Annotated in this window: 14 protein-coding genes; 10 read left to right on the forward strand and 4 right to left on the reverse strand. The window is 64.5% G+C overall.

Features of this window, described 5'->3' with window-relative positions; translation table 11 throughout:
* Positions 1–138 precede the first annotated feature (138 nt).
* Genes AC07WS_RS10235 through AC07WS_RS10245 form a run of 3 tightly spaced genes read left to right on the forward strand, consistent with a single transcriptional unit; the run spans position 139 to position 5608 of the window.
* Positions 139–1500 (forward strand): TolC family protein, encoded by a 1362-nt coding sequence (locus tag AC07WS_RS10235; protein ID WP_494728949.1) that lies wholly within the window; start codon positions 139–141, stop codon positions 1498–1500.
* Complete coding sequence (locus AC07WS_RS10240; RefSeq protein ID WP_494728950.1) at positions 1497–2570, forward strand: efflux RND transporter periplasmic adaptor subunit; 1074 nt, start codon at positions 1497–1499, stop codon at positions 2568–2570. Before AC07WS_RS10235 ends, AC07WS_RS10240 begins: the two co-directional genes overlap by 4 nt.
* Complete coding sequence (locus AC07WS_RS10245; RefSeq protein ID WP_494728951.1) at positions 2567–5608, forward strand: efflux RND transporter permease subunit; 3042 nt, start codon at positions 2567–2569, stop codon at positions 5606–5608. The genes AC07WS_RS10240 and AC07WS_RS10245 overlap by 4 nt, the downstream gene beginning before the upstream one ends.
* Positions 5609–5630: 22 nt before the next feature.
* Here AC07WS_RS10245 and AC07WS_RS10250 read toward each other — a convergent pair whose 3' ends face one another.
* Positions 5631–7148: an alkaline phosphatase family protein gene (locus tag AC07WS_RS10250; RefSeq protein WP_494728952.1), complete on the reverse strand. Its 1518-nt coding sequence runs from the start codon at positions 7146–7148 to the stop codon at positions 5631–5633.
* 204 nt (positions 7149–7352) lie between these two features.
* Here AC07WS_RS10250 and AC07WS_RS10255 point away from each other — a divergent pair, with 204 nt between their 5' ends.
* The 4 genes from AC07WS_RS10255 to AC07WS_RS10270 are packed head-to-tail and all read left to right on the forward strand — an operon-like array spanning position 7353 to position 13264.
* Positions 7353–7718 carry a hypothetical protein gene (locus AC07WS_RS10255; RefSeq protein WP_494728953.1) on the forward strand — a complete coding sequence of 122 codons (366 nt, stop codon included), beginning with the start codon at positions 7353–7355 and terminating at the stop codon, positions 7716–7718.
* Positions 7719–7753: 35 nt separating this feature from the next.
* A complete protein-coding gene (locus AC07WS_RS10260) occupies positions 7754–9031 on the forward strand; it encodes a TolC family protein (RefSeq protein ID WP_494728954.1) in 1278 nt (425 codons plus the stop codon).
* Positions 9028–10185, forward strand: a complete 1158-nt coding sequence (locus AC07WS_RS10265; RefSeq protein WP_494728955.1) for an efflux RND transporter periplasmic adaptor subunit — start codon at positions 9028–9030, stop codon at positions 10183–10185. The genes AC07WS_RS10260 and AC07WS_RS10265 overlap by 4 nt, the downstream gene beginning before the upstream one ends.
* Positions 10175–13264, forward strand: a complete 3090-nt coding sequence (locus AC07WS_RS10270; protein ID WP_494728956.1) for an efflux RND transporter permease subunit — start codon at positions 10175–10177, stop codon at positions 13262–13264. The genes AC07WS_RS10265 and AC07WS_RS10270 overlap by 11 nt, the downstream gene beginning before the upstream one ends.
* A gap of 79 nt (positions 13265–13343) precedes the next feature.
* Here AC07WS_RS10270 and AC07WS_RS10275 read toward each other — a convergent pair whose 3' ends face one another.
* A complete protein-coding gene (locus tag AC07WS_RS10275) occupies positions 13344–14222 on the reverse strand; it encodes an alpha/beta hydrolase (protein WP_494728957.1) in 879 nt (292 codons plus the stop codon).
* On the opposite strand from AC07WS_RS10275, the gene AC07WS_RS10280 reads away from it, so the two are divergent.
* Positions 14221–15027 carry a DUF4118 domain-containing protein gene (locus tag AC07WS_RS10280; protein WP_494728958.1) on the forward strand — a complete coding sequence of 269 codons (807 nt, stop codon included), beginning with the start codon at positions 14221–14223 and terminating at the stop codon, positions 15025–15027. The genes AC07WS_RS10275 and AC07WS_RS10280 overlap by 2 nt on opposite strands.
* Positions 15028–15325: 298 nt before the next feature.
* Here the strand turns inward: AC07WS_RS10280 and AC07WS_RS10285 are convergent, their stop codons facing one another.
* Positions 15326–17047 (reverse strand): flavin monoamine oxidase family protein, encoded by a 1722-nt coding sequence (locus tag AC07WS_RS10285; protein ID WP_494728959.1) that lies wholly within the window; start codon positions 17045–17047, stop codon positions 15326–15328.
* Positions 17048–17078: 31 nt separating this feature from the next.
* On the reverse strand, positions 17079–18299 hold the full coding sequence (locus AC07WS_RS10290) for an FAD-dependent oxidoreductase (RefSeq protein WP_494728960.1): 1221 nt from the start codon (positions 18297–18299) through the stop codon (positions 17079–17081).
* A gap of 538 nt (positions 18300–18837) precedes the next feature.
* Between AC07WS_RS10290 and AC07WS_RS10295 the strand changes: the two genes are divergently transcribed.
* Entirely contained in the window at positions 18838–19344 is a 507-nt protein-coding gene (locus AC07WS_RS10295; RefSeq protein ID WP_494728961.1) for a gluconokinase, read from the forward strand.
* Between the two features lie 119 nt (positions 19345–19463).
* Positions 19464–22439 carry a TonB-dependent receptor plug domain-containing protein gene (locus tag AC07WS_RS10300; protein ID WP_494728962.1) on the forward strand — a complete coding sequence of 992 codons (2976 nt, stop codon included), beginning with the start codon at positions 19464–19466 and terminating at the stop codon, positions 22437–22439.
* Positions 22440–22459: the final 20 nt, after the last annotated feature.

Raw genomic sequence — 22459 nt, forward strand, 5'->3', positions numbered from 1 at the left:
CGGCGAGCCAGCGGCGGTTGGTCCGGGACGGCTGCTTGAGCCGAAAGACGGCGGCCAGCTATCTGGCCTGGTTTAACACGGACTTAATTCTGTCGCAAGTATTCTGCACGCATTGTTAAGCCCTGCTTGGATTCCACTATGTTTTTGGCACTGAACACCCCGCTGCTGCGGCGCGGCCTGCTGCTGGCCTGCGCCTGCGTGTCGGCCTGCGCAAGCTACCAGCCGCTGCCGCTGCAGGAGGGCCAGCCGGGCAGGCTGGTGGTCGATACGCGCAGCCTGCCGTTTCCGCCAATGGCCGCGCATCGCTTCGCGCCGGACGACGGCCTTGATATCGTCGAAGTGGCGATGCTGGCCGTGGTCAACAATCCTGATTTGCGGCTGGTGCGCGACGATGCGGCGATCGCGCACGCGCAATCGTTCTCCGCCGGCTTGCTGCCTGATCCGCAGCTATCCTTCAGCGGCGACCTGTCCAACAGCGCGGGCCCAGGCGCCACCAGGGCCTTCGGCGCCGGAGTGAGCTATGACATCGCCGGCTTGCTGACACATGGCGCGCTGCAGCGTGCCAGCGGGTACGAGGCCGCCAAGACCGATCTCGCGCTGCTGTGGCAGGAATGGCAGGTGGCCGCGCAGGCGCAGCTGCTGTTCGTCAGGCTGGCGCAGGGGCGCAAGCAGATGGCGGTGTTGAACGACACGCGCCGGCTGTTCGCCGACCGCTATGCGCGCACGCGCGGTGCGCTCGACAGCGGCCTGGTGAGCAGCGACGCGGTCACCCCCAATCTGGCCGCGCTACAAGACGTGGACCGTCAGGTGTTCGACCTGAAGAAGCTGCTGAACCAGTACTCCCATGAACTGAACGCCTTGCTGGGGCTCGCGCCCGAAGCGGTCCTGGTGCTGCGGCCGGACAGCGAGGCGGGCGCGGTCGATGCGACGCTGGCGCGGTCGGCGTTGGCCGATATCGCCCAACGGCGGCCCGACCTGCGTGCGCTGCAGGCCGCGTACCAGGCCGAAGACCAGCGCTATCGGGGCGCGCTGCTGGCGCAGTTCCCTGCCTTGACCCTGGGCTTTACCCGCGCACGCGATTCCAGCAACGTCTATTCGAGCGGCATCGGCGTCACGCTGTCGTTGCCCTTCCTGAACCGCAATCGCGGTGCTATCGCGATCGGGCAGGCCAGCCGCCAAAAGGCGTACGACGAATACCAGGTGCGGGTGCAGGCCGCGCGCAACGACGTCCAGCGCATCCTGGACGAACAGGCGCTGAACCTCGCGCAGGCCGCCAGGCTGGACGCCGATTTGCAGGACTTGGCCAGCGTGCTGGCGCGCAGCGAGCTAGCCTTCCGCGCCGGCGATGCCGACCTGCTGGCCCACGCCCAGGCGCAATCGGCGCTCCTGGCCAGGCGACTGGAGCGCATCGCGCTGGAACAGGCAATGCTGGAACAACGGGTCGGCTTGCGCACCGTGCTCGGCATCGATATGACCAACCTTGAAAGTGTTAAACCATGACCCGAATGAAATTGATCGGCGCGGCGCTGCTGCTGGCCCTGGCCGCCGGCGCCGCCTGGTGGTATTCCCGTTCGGGCGGCGCGAGCGCGGCGGCCGACGGCGACGCGGCCGGCGGCGGCAGCGTGCTGGTGCAGACAGTCAGGGCCAGCATGCAGCCCATGCCGATGACACTGAGCGTGTTTGGCGAGATCGCGGCCGGCAAAGTCGAGTCGCAAAGCCTGCCCCAGGCCGGGCAGCTGACCCGGATGGCCGTGGTTGCCGGACAGTCCGTGCGGCGCGGCGACCTGCTGGCCGTCCTGTCCAGCGATCCGAACGGTTTGGTGGCCTATGCACAGGCGGCCAGCGCGCTGGAATTCGCCCGCCGCGAGCTGAAGCGGCAGCAGGCGTTGCTGGCCTTGCAGCTGGCCACGCAGTCCCAGGTCGATGCCGCCGCCAAGGCCGCGGCCGATGCGCAGACCGTGCTGGCGGCGCAGGCGCGCCTGAACGGCGCCCACGGCGAGGTCGAGCTGAGGGCGCCGTTCGCCGGCGTGGTCGCCGCCATCCCGGTCGCCCAGGGCGACCGCCTGGCGGCCGGCGCCACCATCGTCCAGCTCGGACGCACCGATGCGCTGAAGGTGCTGCTGGCGGTCGAACCTGCGCGCGTCGCCGAACTGAGGGCCGGCATGAGGGTGACGCTGGCGCCGCTGCAGGAGGACGCGCCGGCAGTCGCCAGCAGCATCGCTTCGATACAGAATATGATCGATCCCAAGACGCAGATGGCCGGCGCGATCGCCTTGCTGCCGGCCGCCGCCCAGGCGCGGATGCCGGTCGGCAGCCATGTGCAGGGCTTGATCGAGCTGGGCAGCCGTTCGGCATGGTCGGTGCCGCGCCAGGCGGTGCTGGTGGACGACCAGGGCGCCTATCTGTTCCAGGTGGCGCAGGGCAAGGCGCGCCGCGTGGCGGTGCGCAAGCTGCTGGAGGGCGAGCGTGTGGTGGGCGTCGACGGGACGCTCGATGCGGCGCTGCCGGTGGTGGTGCTGGGCAATTACGAATTGCACGACGGCGACGCCGTGCGCGGGAGCCAGCCATGAGTGTCGCGGCCTGGGCCCAGTCGCACCGCCGCTCTATCCTGTTCCTGCTGCTGATGCTGGCCATGGCGGGCATGGTGGCGGCCTTCCACCTGCCGGTGTCGCTGTTCCCGACCATCCCGTTCCCGCGCGCGGTGGTGTCGCTCGACGCCGGCGACCAGCCGGCCGAACAGATGGAAATGCTGGTGACGCGGCCGGTGGAGGAGGCGGTGCGGCGCGTGCCGGGCGTGCGCAACCTGCGCTCGACCACCAGCCGCGGCTCGGCGGAAGTGTCGATCAATTTCGACTGGGGCCGCGACATGGCCGGCGCCACGCTGGAGGTCAACGCCGCCATCGCCCAGGTGCTCGGCCAACTGCCCGCCGGGACGCAGATGACCACGCGGCGCATGGACCCGACCGTGTTCCCCATCGTTGCCTACAGCCTGGTGTCGGGCACCTTGTCGCCGGTGCAGCTGCGCGACCTGGCCGAGTACCAGCTGCGGCCCTTGCTGTCCAGCGTGAACGGCGTGTCCAGCGTGCAAACCATGGGCGGCGCGCTGGAGGAATACCGCGTGACGGTCGACCCGCTTCGGCTGCGCGCGCACGACCTGACGCTGGACGAGGTGGCGCGCGCCCTGGCGGCCGCCAACGTCCTGTCGGCGGTGGGCCGGCTGGAGGATCACTACAAGCTGTATCTGGTGATGTCCGACACCCGGCTGCAAAGCCTGGCGCAGATCCGCCAGACCGTGCTGCGCAACGCCGCCGGCGCCATGGTGCGGCTGGCCGACGTCGGCACGGTGGAGCAGGCGGTGGTGCCGGAGTGGACGCGCGTGACCGCCGACGGCCGCGACGCCGTGCTGTTCTCGGTGTACCAGCAGCCGGGCAGCAACAGCGTGCAGATCGCCGCCGACGTCAAGGCCAAGCTGGCGGAGTACCGCCACAATATCCCGGCCGGCGTGCAGATCGCCAGCTGGTACGACCAGAGCGAGCTGGTGACGGAATCGGCGGCCAGCGTGCGCGACGCCGTGCTGATCGGCATCGGCCTGTCCGCCCTGGTGCTGCTGGTGTTCCTGCGCAACGTCAAGGTGACGCTGATCGCGGTGCTGGTGGTGCCGGCCGTGCTGGCCAGCACGGTGCTGCTGCTGTCGGTGCTGGGCATGAGCTTCAACATCATGACGCTGGGCGGCATGGCGGCGGCGGTCGGGCTGATCATCGACGACGCCATCGTCATGATCGAGCATATCGTGCGCCGCTTGCAGGGCGGGCAGGGGGCGATGCACGAACGCGTGATTTCCGCGGCGATCGAATTCACCCGTCCGCTGGCCGGCTCCAGCGCTTCCACGCTGGTGATCTTCGCCCCGTTGGCCTTCCTCAGCGGCGTGACCGGCGCCTTCTTCAAGGCCTTGTCGCTGACCATGGCGGCGGCCCTGTTCATTTCCTTCCTGCTGACATGGCTGGCCGTGCCGCTGCTGGCGGAGCGCTTCCTCAAGGCGCGCGATGCCGAGCCGCAGCCAGCGTCGCGCCTGCTGCTCTGGCTGCAAGGCCATTATCGCCGGACGCTGACGGCGCTGTTCCGGCGGCCGCTGCTGGTGCTGCCGGCGGTGGTGGCGCTGGTGCTGATCGGCGTGCTGGCGTTCAGGGCGGTCGGTTCGGGCTTCATGCCGGCGATGGACGAGGGCGGCTTCGTGCTGGATTACCGCAGCCCGCCCGGCACCGCGCTGTCGGAAACCGACCGGCTGCTGCGCCAGGTCGAGCAGATCGTGCGCAACACCCCCGATGTGGAAAGCTATTCGCGCCGCACCGGCACCGGCCTGGGCGGGGGGCTGAGCGAGGCGAACAGCGGCGACTTCTTCATCCGCCTCAAAGCTGGTGAGCGCCGTCCGGTGGAGGCGGTGATGGACGATATCCGCGGCCGCGTCGAACGCGACGTGCCCGGCCTGACGATCGAAATGGCACAGCTGATGGAGGACTTGATCGGCGACCTGACGGCGGTGCCGCAGCCGGTCGAAATCAAGATTTTCGCCGACACGCCCGAGCAGCTGAACCGCGCGGCGCAGAAGGTGGCCGCGCGCATCGCGAAAATTAGCGGCGTGGTTGATGTCCGCAACGGCATCAATCCGGCCGGCGACGCGCTGCTGATCCACATCGACCCGGCCAAGGCGGCGCAGGAGGGCAGCGATGTCGATGCGGTCAGTAAGTCGGTCGACGCGATGCTCAACGGCGTGGTGGCGACGCGGGTCGCCGTCGGTTCGAAAATGGTGGGCCTGCGCCTGTGGATACCCAAGGCCCTGCGCGGCACGGATACGGCGTTGCTGCAGTTGCCCATCCGCGCGCCGGACGGCCACCTGTTCCCCTTGCAAAGGGTGGCGACGGTGCAGGCGCTCACCGGCCAGCCGCAGATCGCCCGCGAAAACCTCAAGCGCATGGTGGCGGTGACCGCCCGCATCAGCGGGCGCGACCTGGGCTCGGTGATCGCCGACGTCAAACAGGCGATGGCGCAGTCCGACGCCCTGCCGGCCGGCGCGTATTTCGCGCTGGGCGGGCTGTACGAGCAGCAGCAGATCGCCTTCCAGGGCTTGCTGATGGTGTTTGCCGCCGCGGCCGCGCTGGTGTTCCTGCTGCTGCTGTTTATGTACGAGAGCTTCCGCATCGCGCTGGCCATCCTGGCGACGGCGCTGCTGGCGGTGTCGGCGGTGTTCGCGGGCCTGTGGATCGGCCGCACGGAGCTGAATATATCCGCGATGATGGGCATGACCATGATCATCGGCATGGCCACCGAGGTGGCGATCTTCTACTACTCGGAACAGCAGGACCTGTTGCGCACCATGCCGATGGAACAGGCGCTGGTCGAAGCCGGCATCAACCGCATGCGGCCGATCGCGATGACCACGCTGGCGGCCATCCTGACCTTGCTGCCGCTGGCTTTCGCCATCGGCAAGGGCTCGGAGATGCAGCAACCGCTGGCCATCGCCATCATCTCCGGTCTGGTGGTGCAGTTGCCGCTGGTGCTGTTGCTGATGCCGGTGCTGGCCTATGTGGTCCGCAGCAGGAACAGGGTGTAACGGCTATCGGTCGCCGCCCCGACTAGGGTCTTGGCCGTGCTACGCCGGTCTTGCCGGAAGATGCTTTGAGTTCGGCTATCCTTGATGCGCTGACGGACGTGGATGGGGACTGGATGTCGGCGGACAGGGCCGCGGATTTCTTTGCGTCGCCGCCGGCGGCCAGATAGTGTTCCAGATGCTTGGCCACCTGGATGCGGACGAACTGTTTGGCTTGTTGAGGATCCACGATATCCCTGGTCCGCAAGTTGTTCCTGTTTTCCGGATGCGGGTCGAGGTGCACCGAGCCATCCAGCATTTCGCGCTGCATGGCATCGAGCCCCTGGGGTTGTACCGGCACCTCCACTTCCGGGGTTTTGTCTCGCCAGACGGCGGGAGTCGCCTGGTCGAAATACCTGGACAGCTTGTTGGACTGGGCATCGCGTTCGGTGAGGAACTTGCCCAGGCAGTACGCCTCGATGACCGATCCGGGTATCGTCGCATGACTGTAGACTCTGGAGTCGACCGCAGGCGGGAACCATGGCGAGACCAATATGCAGGGTACGCGCAGGCCATAGCGGTCAAAGCCGAAGGGAACCAGATACGGTTCGTCCATGCGGCCGTCGATTCCGTCCGGCGAAACCGCTCTCGGCGGTTGCACGTGGTCGTAGTACCCGCCATGCTCGTCGAAGACGACGATGAGCAGGGTCTTCTTCCAGACGTCTTCGTGGGACTTGAACGCGGTGTAGACATCGGCGACCAGTTTTTCAGCGGGACGCACGTCGGCTGGCGCGTGCATGCTGTTGGTGGGATGCTCTGGCGTTCCCATGAAGGCCGGCGTGATGAAACTGTAGGTCGCGAGTTTGTCGCCGGCCACGTCGCTGAGGAAATTTTCTTCGAATAATACGTTGTTTGCGGCGGTTCTTTGCACTTTGGGGTAAAGCTCGACCACATCATTGTTGTCATGATAGTAGACCCGCCATGAACTGCCGTCCTTGGCATTGATACGGTCGTAGATCGTATCGCACTCGAAGTGGGGCTTCCAGTTGGCATTGTATGTGTAGCCCTGTGACGTGGCGGCGTGGACGAAGGCGCGGTTCGGCATGGTTGGCCCCGGCACATCGGCGAACCAGCGGTCGCACAAGATGAATTCACGGGCGAGCGTGGACAGTACAGGTAGCTGGATGGGATCGAAGCAGTTCATCACTTGCTGGAGCTCGCTGTCGGTCGGTTCGCGTTTGAGGTCGTATTTCAGGGACGTCGCAAACGAAGCGACGAAACCATCAAGCGTTGCGCTGGCGGGATCGACGTTTTTGCCGACCGCGGTTTTGCCGAACAGTTGCTCATTGGTTTGCTTGGTCGAGTGGGAGGGGCCCTGCCCAACGGCGACGAAATCGCCGCCCTTGCGGGTCGAGAAGGCTGGCGACGTCGGATCGCACGGCGTCAGGTAGTTGGTCCGTTCGCCATCGGTCAGGCCGTCGCCTTTGCCGAGATATCCGAGCAAGTGATCGAACGAGCGATTTTCTAGCATTAGCACGACAACGTGATCAAACCGAGATTCCATGATGAACTCCTTGCTTGGATGAGGGAGGGCGCTTTCATTTGGACCGGCTGCGGCCCCGCTGCGTTCCGTGGTGGCGTGGATTGTTTGGTGGGGCCTGCCCCGGCGTCATGCCGCCTAACCGATCCGTAATAAAGTGTTCATCTTGTCGTTAGCTCAAGGTCGCTAGAATTCGGCCACTCCTGTTACCGACATCACGAGGCACTTTTGAAATCAGTCCACACACTTCTGGCATTGCTCGTCTGTTTCGCTCTGGCCGCTTGCGCCACTCACGCGGCGGCGCCGGTCGATTGGCAGCACGGCGCCAAGCGCGGCTGGGTGGCGGAATTCTATGACGCCAGCACGCCGCCCGAGCGCATCCCGGCCTGCCTGACCGGCATGTCGCCCGCCGACCTGACCCAGCACCACTACGTGCGCCTGAGCTACCGCCACGTGCGCGTGATGCACACCGAGGTGGCCGAGCTGCCGCCCGGCGTGACCGTGCAAATGGGGGAAATGGTCGAGCTGTGGCCGGCCGATTGCGCCACCGGCGCGTTGTCGCGCATCACCCGCGTCATGCCGTCGGCGCCCTGAGCCCGGCAACCGACCTTCCTTTCCCGGATGTAAAGATGAGCCGATTTTTTTCACGGCGCGCGCGCGGCTGCGCCGCCGCATGGCTGGCGCTGGCGTGCGCCGGCGTCCACGCCGAGGTGCTGACGCTGGCGCAGGCGATCGCCCGCGCCGCCGAGCACAACAGCGACGCCCGCCTGGCTGCGTTGGCGGTCGACAGCGCGCAGGCCGCCGGCCTGAGCGCGGCCGCGCCACCCAATCCCACGCTGACGCTGCAGAGCTTTAACATCAACCGTGGCCTCGGCGTCGGCAGCGGCAAGCTGCGCGACAAGACCGTAGACAGCGCCGTGCGCATCGACCAGTTGATCGAACGCGGCGGCAAGCGCGAGCTGCGCGTGGCCAACGCCGGCCACCTGGAGCGCGCTGCCCGCGATGACCTGCGCGACAGCCAGCGCCAGTTGCGCCTGCAGGTCAGCCTGGCCTACTACGACTGGCAGGCCGCCACCGCGCGTCTGGCCGTGCTGCGCGACAGCGCCTCGCTGTCCGACACCACGGTCGCCGCCGCCCGGCGCCGCCTGCAGGCCGGCGACCTGGCGGCCGCCGACGTCGCGCGCGCCACGGTCGACGCGCTGCGCGCCCGCAACGACGCGCAGCTGGCCGAGACCGACGTGGCGGCCGCACGCATCGCGCTGATGTCGCTGCTCGGCGAGCCCGAGCGCGCCGGGGTTGAGCCGGCGCCCGTCGAAACGCTGGCCGCGCCGCCCGCGCTGGTGTCGGACGACCCTGCGCTGGCGCGCCGTCCCGATGTCCAGGCGGCGCAGGACCGGCTCGACGCTGCCCGCGCCGCGCGCCAGCTGGCGCTGGCCCAGCGCAGCGGCGACGTCACGGTCGGCCTGCAGTTCGAACACTATCCGGCCAGCGCCGCCAATCCCCAGGGCGGCGGCAACAGCTACGGCGTCGCGCTGCAGATCCCGCTGCAATGGCGCTACGCCTACCAGGGCGAGATCCGCGCGGCCGAGGCGGCGCTGGACATCGCCGGCGAGAATCTCGACAAGGCCAGGCGCCAGGCGCGCGCCGAGCTGCTGCTGGGCGCCGAGCAGGCGCAGGGCGCGTGGCGCCGGCTGCGCCGCAGCGAGGACGAGCTGCTGCCGGCCGCGCGCCAGTCGGCCGCCGCCGCCGAGTACGCCTTCCAGCGCGGCGCGATGGGCATCATGGACGTGCTCGACGTGCGCCGCAACGAACGCGCGGCCCAGCTCGACACGCTGGCCGCCCGCAACGACTACGCCAAATCCCTGGCGGCCTGGCGCGCCGCCCTGACCGAAAGTTCCCCGCCATGACGATACACCTGACCCTGCGCAAGCTGGTCCTCGCGCTGCTGCTGGGCGGCGCGCTGGCCGCCTCCCTGCATTTTGTCTACGCCTCGCAAGCGCGGCCGGCGCCCGCCGCGCCGGCCCCAGCCCCATCCGGTCTGGTGCGCTTCGAGGCCGGCGCGCCGCAGCTGTCGGCGCTGAAGATCGGCGTGGCCACGGTCGCGCCGCTGCCGGTGTCGGAGCCGGTCAACGGCCGCCTGGCCTACGACGACAACCTGACCGCGCGCATCAGCTCGCCCATCGCCGGCCGCGTCACGGCGCTGCACGGCGAGCTCGGCGAGCCGGTGCGCGGCGGCGCGGTGCTGGCCGTGATCGACGCGCCCGACCTGGGCACGGCGCAGGCCGACTGGGCCAAGGCGCGCGCCGACGAGCAGCGCAAGCGCCTGGCGCTGGAGCGCGCGCGCGACCTGTTCCAGGCCGGCGTGCTGGCCCGCAAGGACGACGAGACGGCCGAGGCCGACTTCGAGCAGGCCCGCGCCGAGACCCAGCGCGCCGCCGCCAGGTTGAAGAACCTGCACGCCAGCGGCGGCGCCGCCGACGGCAGCTTCAGCCTGCGCAGCCCGGTGGCCGGCGTGATCGCCGAGCGCCAGATCAGCCCCGGCCTGGAGGTGCGGCCGGACTTGGCGGCGCCGCTGTTCGTGGTGACCGATTTGCACCGCCTGTGGCTGCTGGTTGACCTGCCCGAGCGCAACGCCGCGGCGGTGCACGCGGGGCAGGCGGTCGGCCTGGAGACCGACGCCTATCCGGGCCGCCGCTTCGCCGCCGTGGTGCAGCGCGTCGGCCTGACGCTGGACCCGGCCACGCGCCGCATCCAGGTGCGCTGCGCGGTCGACAACGCCGACCTGGCGCTCAAGCCGGAGATGTTCGCGCGCGTGAGCTTCGAGACCGAGCGCGCCGGCGCCAGCGCCGTGCCGCTGCCGAACACCAGCCTGTTCATGGAGGGCATGTACGAATCGGTGTTCGTCGAGACCAGCGCCAACACCTTTGCCAAGCGGCGCGTGCACGTGGCGCTGCGCGGCCACCAGGACAGCTACATCGACAGAGGCCTGCGCGCCGGCGAACGGGTGGTGACCGAGGGCGCCTTCCTGCTCAACGCGGAGGCCGGCGACCATGCTCGCTAAGCTGATCGATTTCGCGCTCAAGCAGCGCGTGTTCGTGCTGATCCTGACCCTGGCGCTGCTCGGCTTCGGCTACCGCGCCTTCAGCAACCTGCCGATCGAGGCCTTCCCCGACGTCCAGGACGTGCAGGTGCAGATCGTGACCCAGTATCCGGGCCAGGCGCCGGAGGAGGTCGAGCGCGCCGTCACGCTGCCGATCGAGCGCGAGATGAGCGGCGTGCCGCAGCAGACGCAGCTGCGCTCGGTGACCATCGGCGCGCTGTCGGTGGTCACGCTGACCTTCGCCGACGGCACCGACGACTACTTCGCCCGCCAGCAGGTGCTGGAAAAGCTCGGCAACGTCAGCCTGCCGCCCGGCGTGCAGCCGTCGCTGGCGCCGCTGACCACGGCCGTCGGCGAGATCTACCGCTACATCGTCGAGGCCCCGGCCGGCATGCCGATGAACGAGGTGCGCGCGCTGCAGGACTGGGTGATCCGCCCGCGCCTGCGCATCGTCTCCGGCGTGGCCGACGTGGTCAGCTTCGGCGGCACCGTCAAGCAGTATCAGGTGCTGGTCGAGCCGGCCGCGCTGCAGCGCTACGGCGTGACGATGGACCAGGTCGGCGCGGCGCTGGCGGCCAACAGCGCCAACGTCGGCGGCGGCACGGTGCGCCGCGGCGACGAGGGCCTGAGCGTGCGCGGCATCGGCATCGTCGCCAGCCTGGACGACATCGGCCGCATCATCGTCAGCGCGCGCGGCGGCAAGACCGTGCTGGTGTCGGACCTGGGCACGGTGCAGGCCGGCTCGCAGCCGCGCTCGGGCGTGGTGGCCTACAACGGCAACGACAACGTGGTCGAGGGCATCGTCCAGATGAGCAAGGGCAGCAACGCGGCCAAGGTGGTCGGCGCGCTCAAGCTGGAGGTCGAGCGCATCAACGCCGCGCTGCCGAAGGGCGTGCGGCTCAAGATGATCTACGACCGCACCGAGCTGATCGACCACACCGTGCGCACCGTCGGTGAAAACCTGCTGGTGGGCGCGGCGCTGGTGATCGCCATCCTGATCGTCTTCCTCGGCAACTGGCGGGCGGCGCTGATCGTCGCCACCGTGATCCCGCTGTCGCTGCTGTGCGCCTTCATCATGCTCGACGCGCGCGGCATCCCTGCCAACCTGATCTCGCTCGGCGCGGTGGACTTCGGCATCATCATCGACAGCGCGGTGGTGCTGGTGGAGGCGCTGATGGTGCGCCTGGCGCTGCACGGGCAGCAGGCCGCCAGCGGCTTGGCGCCGGCCGCGTGGCGCAAGCGCACGCTCAAGCAGACCGTGGTCGAGCTGGGCCATCCCATCCTGTTCGCCAAGGCCATCATCATCGTCGCCTTCCTGCCGATCTACACCTTCCAGCGGGTCGAGGGCAAGATCTTCTCGCCGGTGGCGTTCACGCTCAGCTTCGCCATGCTGGGCGCCATCGTGCTGACCATGACGCTGGTGCCGACGCTGCTGGCCTGGACCATCCGCCGCCATCCGATGGAGGAGCGCCACAGCGCCTGGATGGCGCGCGCCACGGAACTGTACCGCCGGGTGCTGACGGCGGCCCAGCGCCGCCAGGGCGCGGTGATGGCGGGCTCCGGCGCGCTGCTGCTGGCCACGCTGGCGCTGGCGCCGCTGCTGGGCAGCGAGTTCCTGCCCAAGCTGGACGAGGGCAACATCTGGCTGACCGTCAGCCTGCCGACCTCGGCCGCGCTGGAGAAGACCGAGCAGGTCGAGCGCCAGGTGCGCGCCATCCTGCGCGGCTATCCGGAGGTGGGCAACGTGATCTCGCACGTGGGCCGGCCGGACGACGGCACCGACCCCAAGGGGCCGAACAACATGGAGATCCTGGCCGACCTGCGGCCGCGCGACCAATGGCGCTTCGCCGACAAGGACAGCCTGATCGCCGACATCTCGGCCCGCATCCGCCGCCTGCCGGGCGTGCCGACCAACTTCTCGCAGGTGATCGAGGACAACGTGGAGGAGGCGCTGTCGGGCGTCAAGGGCGAGATCGCCGTCAAGATCGCCGGCCCCGACCTGGACGTGTTGACGCAGAAGAGCGAGCAGGTGGCCGCCATCCTGAGCCGCATTCCCGGCGCGGCCGACGTGGCGGCGGTGCGCATCGGCGGCCAAAGCGAGCTGGACGTGGTGACCGACCGCGAGCGCATCGCCCGGCTCGGCATCAACATCGCCGACGTCAACACCGCGCTGCAGGCCGCGCTGGCGGGCAACGCGGTCAACACCTTCTTCGAGGGCGACCGGCGCTTCGACATCGTGGTCGGCCTGAAGCCGGAATACCGCGCCTCGGTCGACGACATCGCGGCGCTGCCGGTGCCCCTGCCGGGCGGCGCCGGCACCGTGCCGCTCGGTTCGCTGGCGCGCATCGGCGTGCGCCAGGGGGCGGCGCGCATCAGCCGCGAGGGCGGCTCGCGCAACGCCTCGGTCAAGGCCAACCTGCTGGGGCGGGACCAGGGCAGCTTCGTGGCCGAGGCGCAGCAGCTGGTGGCGCAGCAGGTGAGCCTGCCGCCGGGCTACACGCTGAGCTGGGGCGGGCAATTTGAAAACCAGCAGCGCGCCGTCAAGCGCCTGGCGGTGATCGTGCCGATCACCGTGCTGCTGATCTTTTCGCTGTTGTTCTGGGCGTTCCGCTCGGTGCGGCGGGCCTTGCTGGTGCTGGCCATCGTGCCGTTTGCGCTGATCGGCGGCATCGCCGGGCTGGCGCTGGCCGGGCTGCACTTCTCGGTGTCGGCGGCGGTGGGCTTTATCGCGGTGGCCGGCATCTCGGTGCAGAACGGCGTGATCATGGTCGAACAGAACATCGAGATCGCGCGCGGCAACGCCTCGCTGGCCGACAGCGCGGTGCAGGGCGCGCTGGCGCGGCTGCGGCCTATCCTGATGACGGCGCTGATGGCGGGCCTGGGGCTGCTGCCGGCGGCGCTGTCGCACGGGATCGGATCGGAAACCCAGCGGCCGTTCGCGGTGGTGATCGTCGGCGGCATAGTCACGGCGACATTCTTTACTTTGCTGCTGTTGCCGCTGGCGTTCCCGTATTTTGGCGATCGTGCGGAGGCCGATTGAAAGCCGGGGCTTGATCCGGGAGGGGGGCGCCAGAGGTCAGGGCGCTCCCAACTTACCTAATCTTGAATCACATTAATAGTTAACGATCTCCCCTCCGCCTAAGTGCACGCTGAAGAGCCTTGCTTATAACATCGGGTTGTTCAAATGCCATCTTTGGAGCTATAGCATTGATAGCTGATTTAATAAACGATTCGGATTCATGGAAAACAAATTCATATTCATTATCAATGGTAATCATATGATAACTCTGGCCAAGAAAGATCAATTTTTTTCTTTTTGCGCCGATATTTTCCATCAGCCAGTCAGCGTTACGTGGACTAACCGTTTCATCTTCGGTTGCATGAATAATCAAGGTCGGACAGGTCACAAGATCAACGTTCTTTCGTACATGAACAATCAATTCATCCGCTTGATTTACATGATCAAAACCAATGTACGCCCCTCCCGCCTCCGAAGTTTCGCTGGATAGGATGGCCTTTTTTATTCTAGCTCTCATCTCAGGATTTTTAACCCCGAAGGGCTCTCGTTCGCGGTACTTATAATTTTTGGCCCAGGAAAAATGGCGAGCGATTGACAGAAAGGAACGGTACCAAGGAATGGCCCAGCCGTCATATGCAATCGCGGCCGACAGTAGCACCAATGCAGCTATACCATCTTCCTCTGCCGCCACCGCCAGCGCCAAAGTCGCTCCCATGGAAACTCCGACAATAGAGACGGTTTGGTAGATTTTTGACAGGCGACGATACTCATGGCGAATTTCATCGATCCACTCCCGCCACTTACTACATGGTTGGCCGTAGCAAAATCCTGTTATATTTGGCTCGTACGTCGCGAGTCCATTGTTGGTCAGATATTTTCCCAAACGGGCTACTTCAAGAGCGCTGCTGGCTAGCCCATGAAGCAATATGACCACATGGCCTGCCCGACGATTATTGGTTTCGATTGGAGTGAATGACATGCCTTACCTAAACAAAAATTCTAAAAAATGGACCACAGGAACACCCGTTTTTCGGCTGGGTATCGGTTTGCTATTGACCTTGGCCGCTCTTGCTATTAGAAAGATACTTCATCCCGTTATTGAACCGCATGTGCCGTTTCTCTTTTTTGTTATTGCCAGCATCATCACGGAATTTTTTTTTGGTGTTGCCGCAGCGTTTGTGAGCCTAATCATCGGGATGTCTTTGGGGTTGTATTTTTTTATGGAACCTTACGGCACGCTATCGATCCCAACAGGCGACGATTTCATTGCCATGGCTAGTAACCTCATCATAGCAATAATCACCATACTTTTGCTTGAGTATCTTCGACGTTCGCACTACTCAACAAAATTGATGCTCAGTGTAGTTAACTCGCAACGGCGATCCTTATTGGAAGTCTACAACCAACTATTGTTTCAGCAACGCAAAAGTCATGCTTTTGTCAAGGAAGTCACATCCTCCTTTGCTGCGATGGACCAGATCCTTTTATTAATGCCATTTGGGCATCCACCGTATCGTATGCCGGCATGGCATCGCATTACTGGCGGGGAAGACGGAGAAGACAAGAATTTGGAATGGCATACAATGATCCACCCTGATGAGGATGCAATGATGCAGCGTGAGTTTGATCAGGCAGAATATTTGCCGGTCGGCAACAAGAAATCACTTCGTTTTCGTGTTAAAACCGCATCGAATGATTATCAATGGGTTGACGGTATATTGTGGACTATTCACTACCGACAACACTGGCGAATGACTGTACTAGTCGCAAATAATGTTGGGTAAATGGACTGTTGGTCGACGTCTGGTCTTCCTCCAGTGGCACTGACGTCATTCAACAATAGTTGGGCAGCAGCCCGGTAGTTGCGGCGGCGCCGGCCAGACTGACCAGGGTCAGGGAGACTGCGGCGGCGGCCATCAGTGGGTGGATGCGATTCGAGGCGGCGCTGGTTTCTCCAATTGTCTGGAAGCCAGGTCGGCAGCTTGCGTGCGAGTGGGGCGCGTGCTTCCGCTGGTCCCGCTGCCGAGATCGGTGCGGGCCCATGTAACGCGCAACCGGAACCGCGCATAGCGGCGCGGCGCTCTACCAGCCGAGGTAATAGTCGGCTGGCAGCCAGCTCGGGCGGGGCAGGCCGAAATAGGACTGCAGCATCTTTTCCGCCTCGCAGAACGCGCCTTCAACCCAACCCTGCTGGTCCGAATAGGCTTCGCCGCAGATGTGTATGTCCTCTGACGGCATGGGCTTGCGCATGTAGGGCATCACGTCCTGCACCTTGTAGCCGGCCTTCCAGGCATGATAGCCGGCGCCAAACGGGTCGTCGCCCCAGTCCTTGAACCAGGTGACGTAGGGCATGGGGATGCCCACGCCGTGCAGTTCGCGCAGCTCCTTGACCACCTCCTTGACCATCATGTCGCTCGCTGCGACGTCGTTCAATTTTTCGACTTCAAACTGCGAGGCCAGCTTGGTCGCGCGCGGCCGGAACTTCACCGGATCGTCGGACAGCGCCTTCCAGAACGTCTCCGTCTCCATGTCCCCGTAGCTGCCGAGCAGCATCGAATGCTCGGTCACTTTCGCTGTGCCGAAGTAGTAGCACTGACGCATCGGCAAGTCGGTGATGGAATGGCCGGCGTTAATGCCCAGCTCCTTCCACCACGGCGTTTCAAATCCCATCAGGATCTTGAACGCGGGTTCCTTGATGACCGAGCGGATGTTGTTGTTCAGTTCGGCGTTCTCGTTGATGTTGAAGAAGAAGTTGTCCTGGTCCAGAAGCTCCAGCGAGCGGCGCGGCATCGCCAGCACCAGACGATTGGCGTAAACCCGCCATTGCTCGTTCGAGCTCAGGTTGAGGAACACGAGTTCATAGCGATGGGTGGCGCTGTGCGGGTGTTGCCGGTTAAAGGTCAGCAGCTTGTTTTCGGACCAGATGCATGCGCCTTCGTGACGCATATAGTCGTTCGCCATCGCATAGACCGTGCTGTCAAAACCCTCGGCGATGGTCTTGTACGTCGCGCCGGCCGAGAAGTCGCCGATCATGTAGGGGAAGGCTTCCGCCGCGTTCCAGTTGATGGTGTTGGAGTAGTAGCCGCCGGCGGTCGACAGGAAGGTGTAGCCCTCCTGCGATACCTGGTCCTTGAGCAGGTTCCAGAAGCCGATGTCATTGACGAGGCGCTTGTCGTACGGCGAGCCTTCGAAGCGGTAGGTCAGGTTGGGTTTGATCTGGTCCCACTGGCGCAGCGTCAGTTTGATGGTGTAGGTGTACTCGCCGTCCTGGCTGACGTATTCGCTGTAACGCTCCCTGAACCATGGATCTGCCATCAGTACGTTGTAAATCACTTTGCTGAATAGCTGATCGGCGCTGAAACCGATGTCTTCATCGTCCAGGTAGTAGCGGGTAGCCAGCTTCTCGCCCTTGTCCTGCGCTGCATTCCAGGCGTTTTGCATGCAGCGGTCTTTGCGCAAGTAGATGTACAGATCTGCCGGATCGCCCATCGGGAATTCAACCGCTTCCATCTGATCGGCGAAGACCTCCTCGATCAGCGTCGTGACGATTTTTTGTGAGGTCAGGTAGCGCATGCCGCCCAGTTCGCCCTGTACCGTCGGCATGCCGGGCAGGCGTACCGATTCGAGCCGTCCGGCAATGCGCGTGTTCATGTCGAAGACCTGTACCTGACTGCCGGTGCTGGCGCCTGCCGTGGTCAGGCGGTAGGCGGTGTAGATGCCGGAAATGCCGGCGCCCACGATGGCCACGTCGAGTTTCAATCCATCCTGCATGCCTGTGTTCAATGCCGTATTTTTGTCAACCATTTTGGACTCCCGATATAAGTAGCTAAATTATTTACATGGCCCTGAAGTAGCGTTGGCCGGTCTGGAAGTGCGAGATGTCGTACGAGCTCTTGCCGTCGAGCGCCATTTCCGACAGGATGCTGCCCAGCAGCGGCACGAACTTGGCGGCCCAGCCGGTTGCATACATGACGATGTTTTGGTGGTTGGGCACATAGCTTGGGGCAAAGTCGATCAGCATTTCCTTGCCTGCGATCGTGCTCAGCGCCACCAGGCAGGTGGACTTGTAATGCGGGGTCGGGTCGAGTCCGGTCATATGTTTGCGCACCCATTCGGACGTGTACGCCAATTCCTCGGGATTTGGGACAAAGCTGGCCAGATTGGGATCGGACAAGGGCGTCATCACGAAGTCCGGCGCAACCCGGATATAGTCGGGGTGGTCCCAATCGACTTCGGGAAAGCCGTAGAACTGATTGCCGCTCTTGCCTTCCGGTTGCTGGAAAACAAACCAGGTCGGGTATTGAATGGCGGGGTCGGTTTTTTTGAAATAGGCCGAGGCCATATTCCAATACGTCGCCTCAATCCGGAAATTGAGCAGATTAATGACGTCGTTGATATAAGGCCCGGGCACGACCACCAGTTTCTTGCCGACATAAGTGCCACCAGGGGTCGTCACCATGAACAACTGGTCGGATTGCTGAATGCCGATGACCGGCGACTGCTCAAGCATCGTCACATGCGGACTGGCGAGATTGCAGTCGTACAGGGTGCGTTGGGTGGCGCGCAAGTCGATGCTGGCGCCGTCGGCCTGGAACAGGCCCCGGTAATTGCCTGGCAAGTCTTTAAAGTGATATCGCTCTTCGATTTCCGCCACGGTCAAGGAGGTGTAGGCCACGTCCTGCGCCTGCATGGCCAGTTCCGCGGCGGCGATGTTGCCTTCCGTCGACTGGACGGTCGGGTCGCCAAACCACAGGGTGCCGACCGTTGTCAGCAGTTGTTCCTTGCTGTGGGTTTGCAGTTCGGCCCAGTAGGGCAGCGCATCTTCGGCCATCTTCACCATGTATTCGTCCGGATAGGGGATGCGGAACTGGCGCGAGACACCGGCTGAGCTGCCTTGCTGGTTGATGAAGGTAAACTGTTCCAACACCAGCGTGGAGGCCGAACGTTTGCTGTTGTAATACGCGGTGGCGAGCCCCATCGGGCCACCGCCTATGACTATCACCTCGTATGTTTGCTGAAAACCGGGCGAGGACTTATTGACGTTATCGACAGGCATAATACTACCTTTCCAATAGTGACAAGTGGCGGATGGTAATAACTCTTGGAGGGAAGCGGCTGTTTAGTATTGCATTTATTTTTAAAAAAATAATGCCTGTGTTGGCTTATTCCGACGGATATTTGTATATATTTGTTATTAACTTGACGCCGGATGTGGCTATTAATTCGCTTGTTATTTTTAGCGTGGCATACATTTAGTCATTGGCTTTAACAGCGCTGCGCGACATGCAAAACAGTCGTAATGAACGACTAGCTTGAAGAAAGATGTGATAGGCGGAAAGGTGGCGACAGCCAGTGTCAACTTGACCCGCTCGGTGGAGCGGGGCGTCGGCAGCCGCCGAAGGCAGGCGTGGTATTTGGCGCGCCGCAGCATGAATACTTCTTTACAAATTTCCGCATTAGTCTAAAGTCTGCGTAAATGATAACGCTATCTTGCAGGCGTTAAGCGGTGTCCCTCAAATACGATGTCTATTGCGCTGTGGTTGGCGCAATTTGTTCTTACTGTGATGTTAGCGCTAACTTATTTGGAGATATGGATGAAAAGTACCCGCTGGGTAGTGATGGGTGTCAGTGGCTGCGGCAAGAGCACGGTGGGCCAGGCGCTGGCCGGCGCGCTTGCCGTGTCCTACGTCGAGGGCGACCTGTTCCACCCGCCGGCGAACGTGGCCAAGATGTCGGCCGGCATCGCCCTGGACGACGCCGACCGCCACGACTGGCTGCAGACCCTGGCCGGGCAGGTGCACAGCGCGCGGCTGCTGAACATCGGCCTGGTGCTGGGCTGCTCGGCGCTGAAGCGCAAATACCGCGACCAGCTGCGCCAGGCCGATCCGGCGCTGCGCTTCGCCCACCTTAACGGTAAGCGCGAACTGATCGCCGCCCGCTTGCAGGCGCGGGTAGGCCACTACATGCCGCTGTCGCTGCTGGACAGCCAATTGCATGACCTGGAACCGCTGCAGGAGGACGAGGCCGGCGTCACGCTGGACATCGCCGATGCGCCGGAGACGCTTGTGGGAACTATCCTCGCCAGCAAAATCAGTACTTGACAGTGACCGAATACCGCCTGGCTTGACGGGCCGGGCAGCGTTGCATGCAGTGCGTAGCGGAGCCGTCAGAAATTCCGCGCGTTGACCATTACCTCATAAAAATAGTGCAGGAGACTACAATGCGTACACGTAACAACATCATGAGCCTGGCCGTGGCCAGCGCTTGCTGCTGGATCGCCATGCCAGCTTACGCGCAGCAAGCCGCTGCCGCCACGCCCGCCGCCACCGGCGACCGGAACCCGCCCAACGCCGGCGCGGATGCCGAGGCCGCGCCGGTGCAGACGGTGGTGACCGTGTCCGGCTCGCGCATCGCCTCGCGCGGTTTCACCCAGCCGACGCCGACCACCGTGCTGAACGCGGACGACCTGGCCAAGAACGCTCAGCCGAACATCTTCAACACCATCGCCGAACTGCCTGCGCTGCAGGGGAGCACCGGCCGCACCACCAGCACCAACAGCACCTCCAGCGGCATCCAGGGCTTGAGCTCGCTGAGCCTGCGCGGCCTGGGCCCGATCCGCACGCTGACCCTGCTCGACGGCCAGCGCGTGGTGGGCGCCAACGTCACCGGCGTGACCGACGTCAGCCAGTTCCCGCAACTGCTGGTCAAGCGCGTCGACGTGGTCACCGGTGGCGCGTCGGCGTCCTACGGTTCGGACGCGATCGGCGGCGTGGTCAACTTCGTCACCGACAAGAAGTTCGAAGGCTTCAAGGCCAACGTCGAAGGCGGCCAGACCAGCTACCACGACGACCGCAACGGCACCGTGCAGGCGGCCTGGGGCAAGGGCTTCATGGACGACCGCCTGCACGTCGAAGTCAGCGGCGAGTTCGGCCGCGAGAAGGGCATCGACTCGCCCGGATTCGGCGAAGTCGGCCCCAACGGCCGCAGCTGGTACAAGAACACCGCCTACCAGATCCGCCCGCTGGCGCAGACCAACGACGGCAAGCCGCAATACACCGTCATCGACCACGCCCAGCAATACCAGTACGCCAAGTACGGCCTGATCACCAACGGCCCGCTGCAGGGCACGGCCTTCGGTCCCGGCGGCGCACCCTACCAGTTCAACTACGGTGGCGGCGGCAAGCCGACCGGCACCGGCGCGGTGACCGGCTGCGTCAATCCCTTCTGCGTCGGCGGCGACCTGAGCGGCAGCGTCGGCGCCGGCACCAACCTGGCGATGGACCTGAAGCGCCAGGTGGCGTACACCCGCGTCGGCTTCGACATCAATCCCGACCATGAGATCTACCTGACCACCAACTTCGGCAAAGTCGAATCGGCGTTCTCGCCGAACCCGGGCGCGGCCAAGAACGCCAACCTGACGATCCAGTGCGACAACCCGTTCCTGCCGGCGTCCATCGTGGCCGCCTGCGCGGCCAACAGGATCACCAGCTTCCAGTACGGCACGGCCAACGCCGAATTCCCGCGCAACATCAACGTCCATCCGACCCGCCAGATGGAACGCGTGGTGCTTGGCGCCGAAGGCCGCTTCCAGCTGGCCGGCAAGGAATGGTCGTACGACGGCTACGCCGAATATGGCCAGAACAAGACCGACATCATCGTCCACGACATCTCGCTCAACGCGCGCTACAACGCCGCCATCGACGCGGTGCGCGGCCCGAACGGCAACATCGTCTGCCGCAACCCGGTGGCGGCGGCTTCCGGCTGCGTGCCGCTGAACATCATCGGCGACGTTCCGGCCGATCCGGCGGCGATGGCCTACATCGAACCGGGCATGGGCCCGCAACAGCACACCAAGCAAACGCAGCAGGTCGCCAGCTTTAACTTGCACGGCGAACCGTTTGAATCGTGGGCCGGTCCTATCGCCGTGGCGACCGGCGCCGAGTACCGCCGCGAACACTACAGCGTGACCGGCGACCCATACGGCAACGGCGTCTCCGCCGGCAGCCCGAACACGCCGGACTATCCGGCCGACCCGCTGCTGAACACGGCGGTGGGCAACAACTGGTACGCCGGCAATTACCACAACGCCTCGGGCACCTACGACGTCAAGGAAGCCTACGTCGAGCTGAACGTTCCGATGCTCAAGTCCGCCACCTTCGGCGAGGCCAACCTGAACGTGGCCGACCGCCGCACCAGGTACAGCACCTCGGGCAGCGTGGAAAGCTGGAAGATCGGTGGCAGCTGGAAGACCCCGGTTGACGGCCTGAGCTTCCGCGCGGTGACCTCGAAGGATGTGCGCGCACCGAACTTGAGCGAACTGTACGCGGCCGCCGTGGTGGTGAACAACGTGGTCAGCTACCAGGGCAACACCATCACGGTCCAGCAGCGCACGGTCGGCAACACTAAACTGCGTCCCGAGATCGCCCGCAACACCGTGTTCGGCGCGGTGCTGAACCAGCCAAAGTGGCTGCCTGGCTTCAGCGCCTCGGTCGACTACTTCGACATCAAGGTCAACGGCGTGATCTCGACCCTGTCGGCGCAGCAGGAGGTCGACCTGTGCGTGGCCGGCAACCAGGAAATCTGCTCGGCGATGGTGCTCAACAGCGCCAACACCACCAACAACTACGTGACGGTGCAGGCGTTCAACCTGGCCTCGCTGCGCAACAAGGGCTACGACATCGAGGCGGCCTACCGCATGAATCTGAAGGACTTCGGCCTGCCGGGCCGCCTGACCTTCCGCGCCTTGGCCACCCGCACCATCAGCTTCCTGACCGATCCTGGCGTGGTGGGCACGATTCCGTCTGAAGGCGCCGGCAACAATCTGGGCGGCACGCCGAAGTGGAAGGGCCTGGCATCGCAAGCGTGGGACACCGACAAGTTCGGCCTGATGCTGACCGAACGCTGGATCAGCAAGGGCGTCTACAGCAACGAGTTCATCGAGTGCCAGACCAATTGCCCGGTGTCGACCACGATACACCCGACCATCTACAACAACCAGATGAAGGGCGCGTTCTACGTCGACCTCGGCGGCACCTACAAGGTCAACGCGAAGACCACCGCCTACTTCAAGATCGACAACATCGGCAACGTCGATCCGGTGGCGGCGCCCCAGGCCAACCTGAGCTTTGCCATCAACCCGACGCTGTACGATGTGTTGGGCCGCGTGTACCGCGCCGGCGTGCGTTACAGCTTCTAAACCATACTGGGCGATGCGCA

It is taken from the genome of Duganella sp. GW821-FHT01E12 (genome assembly GCF_059422325.1).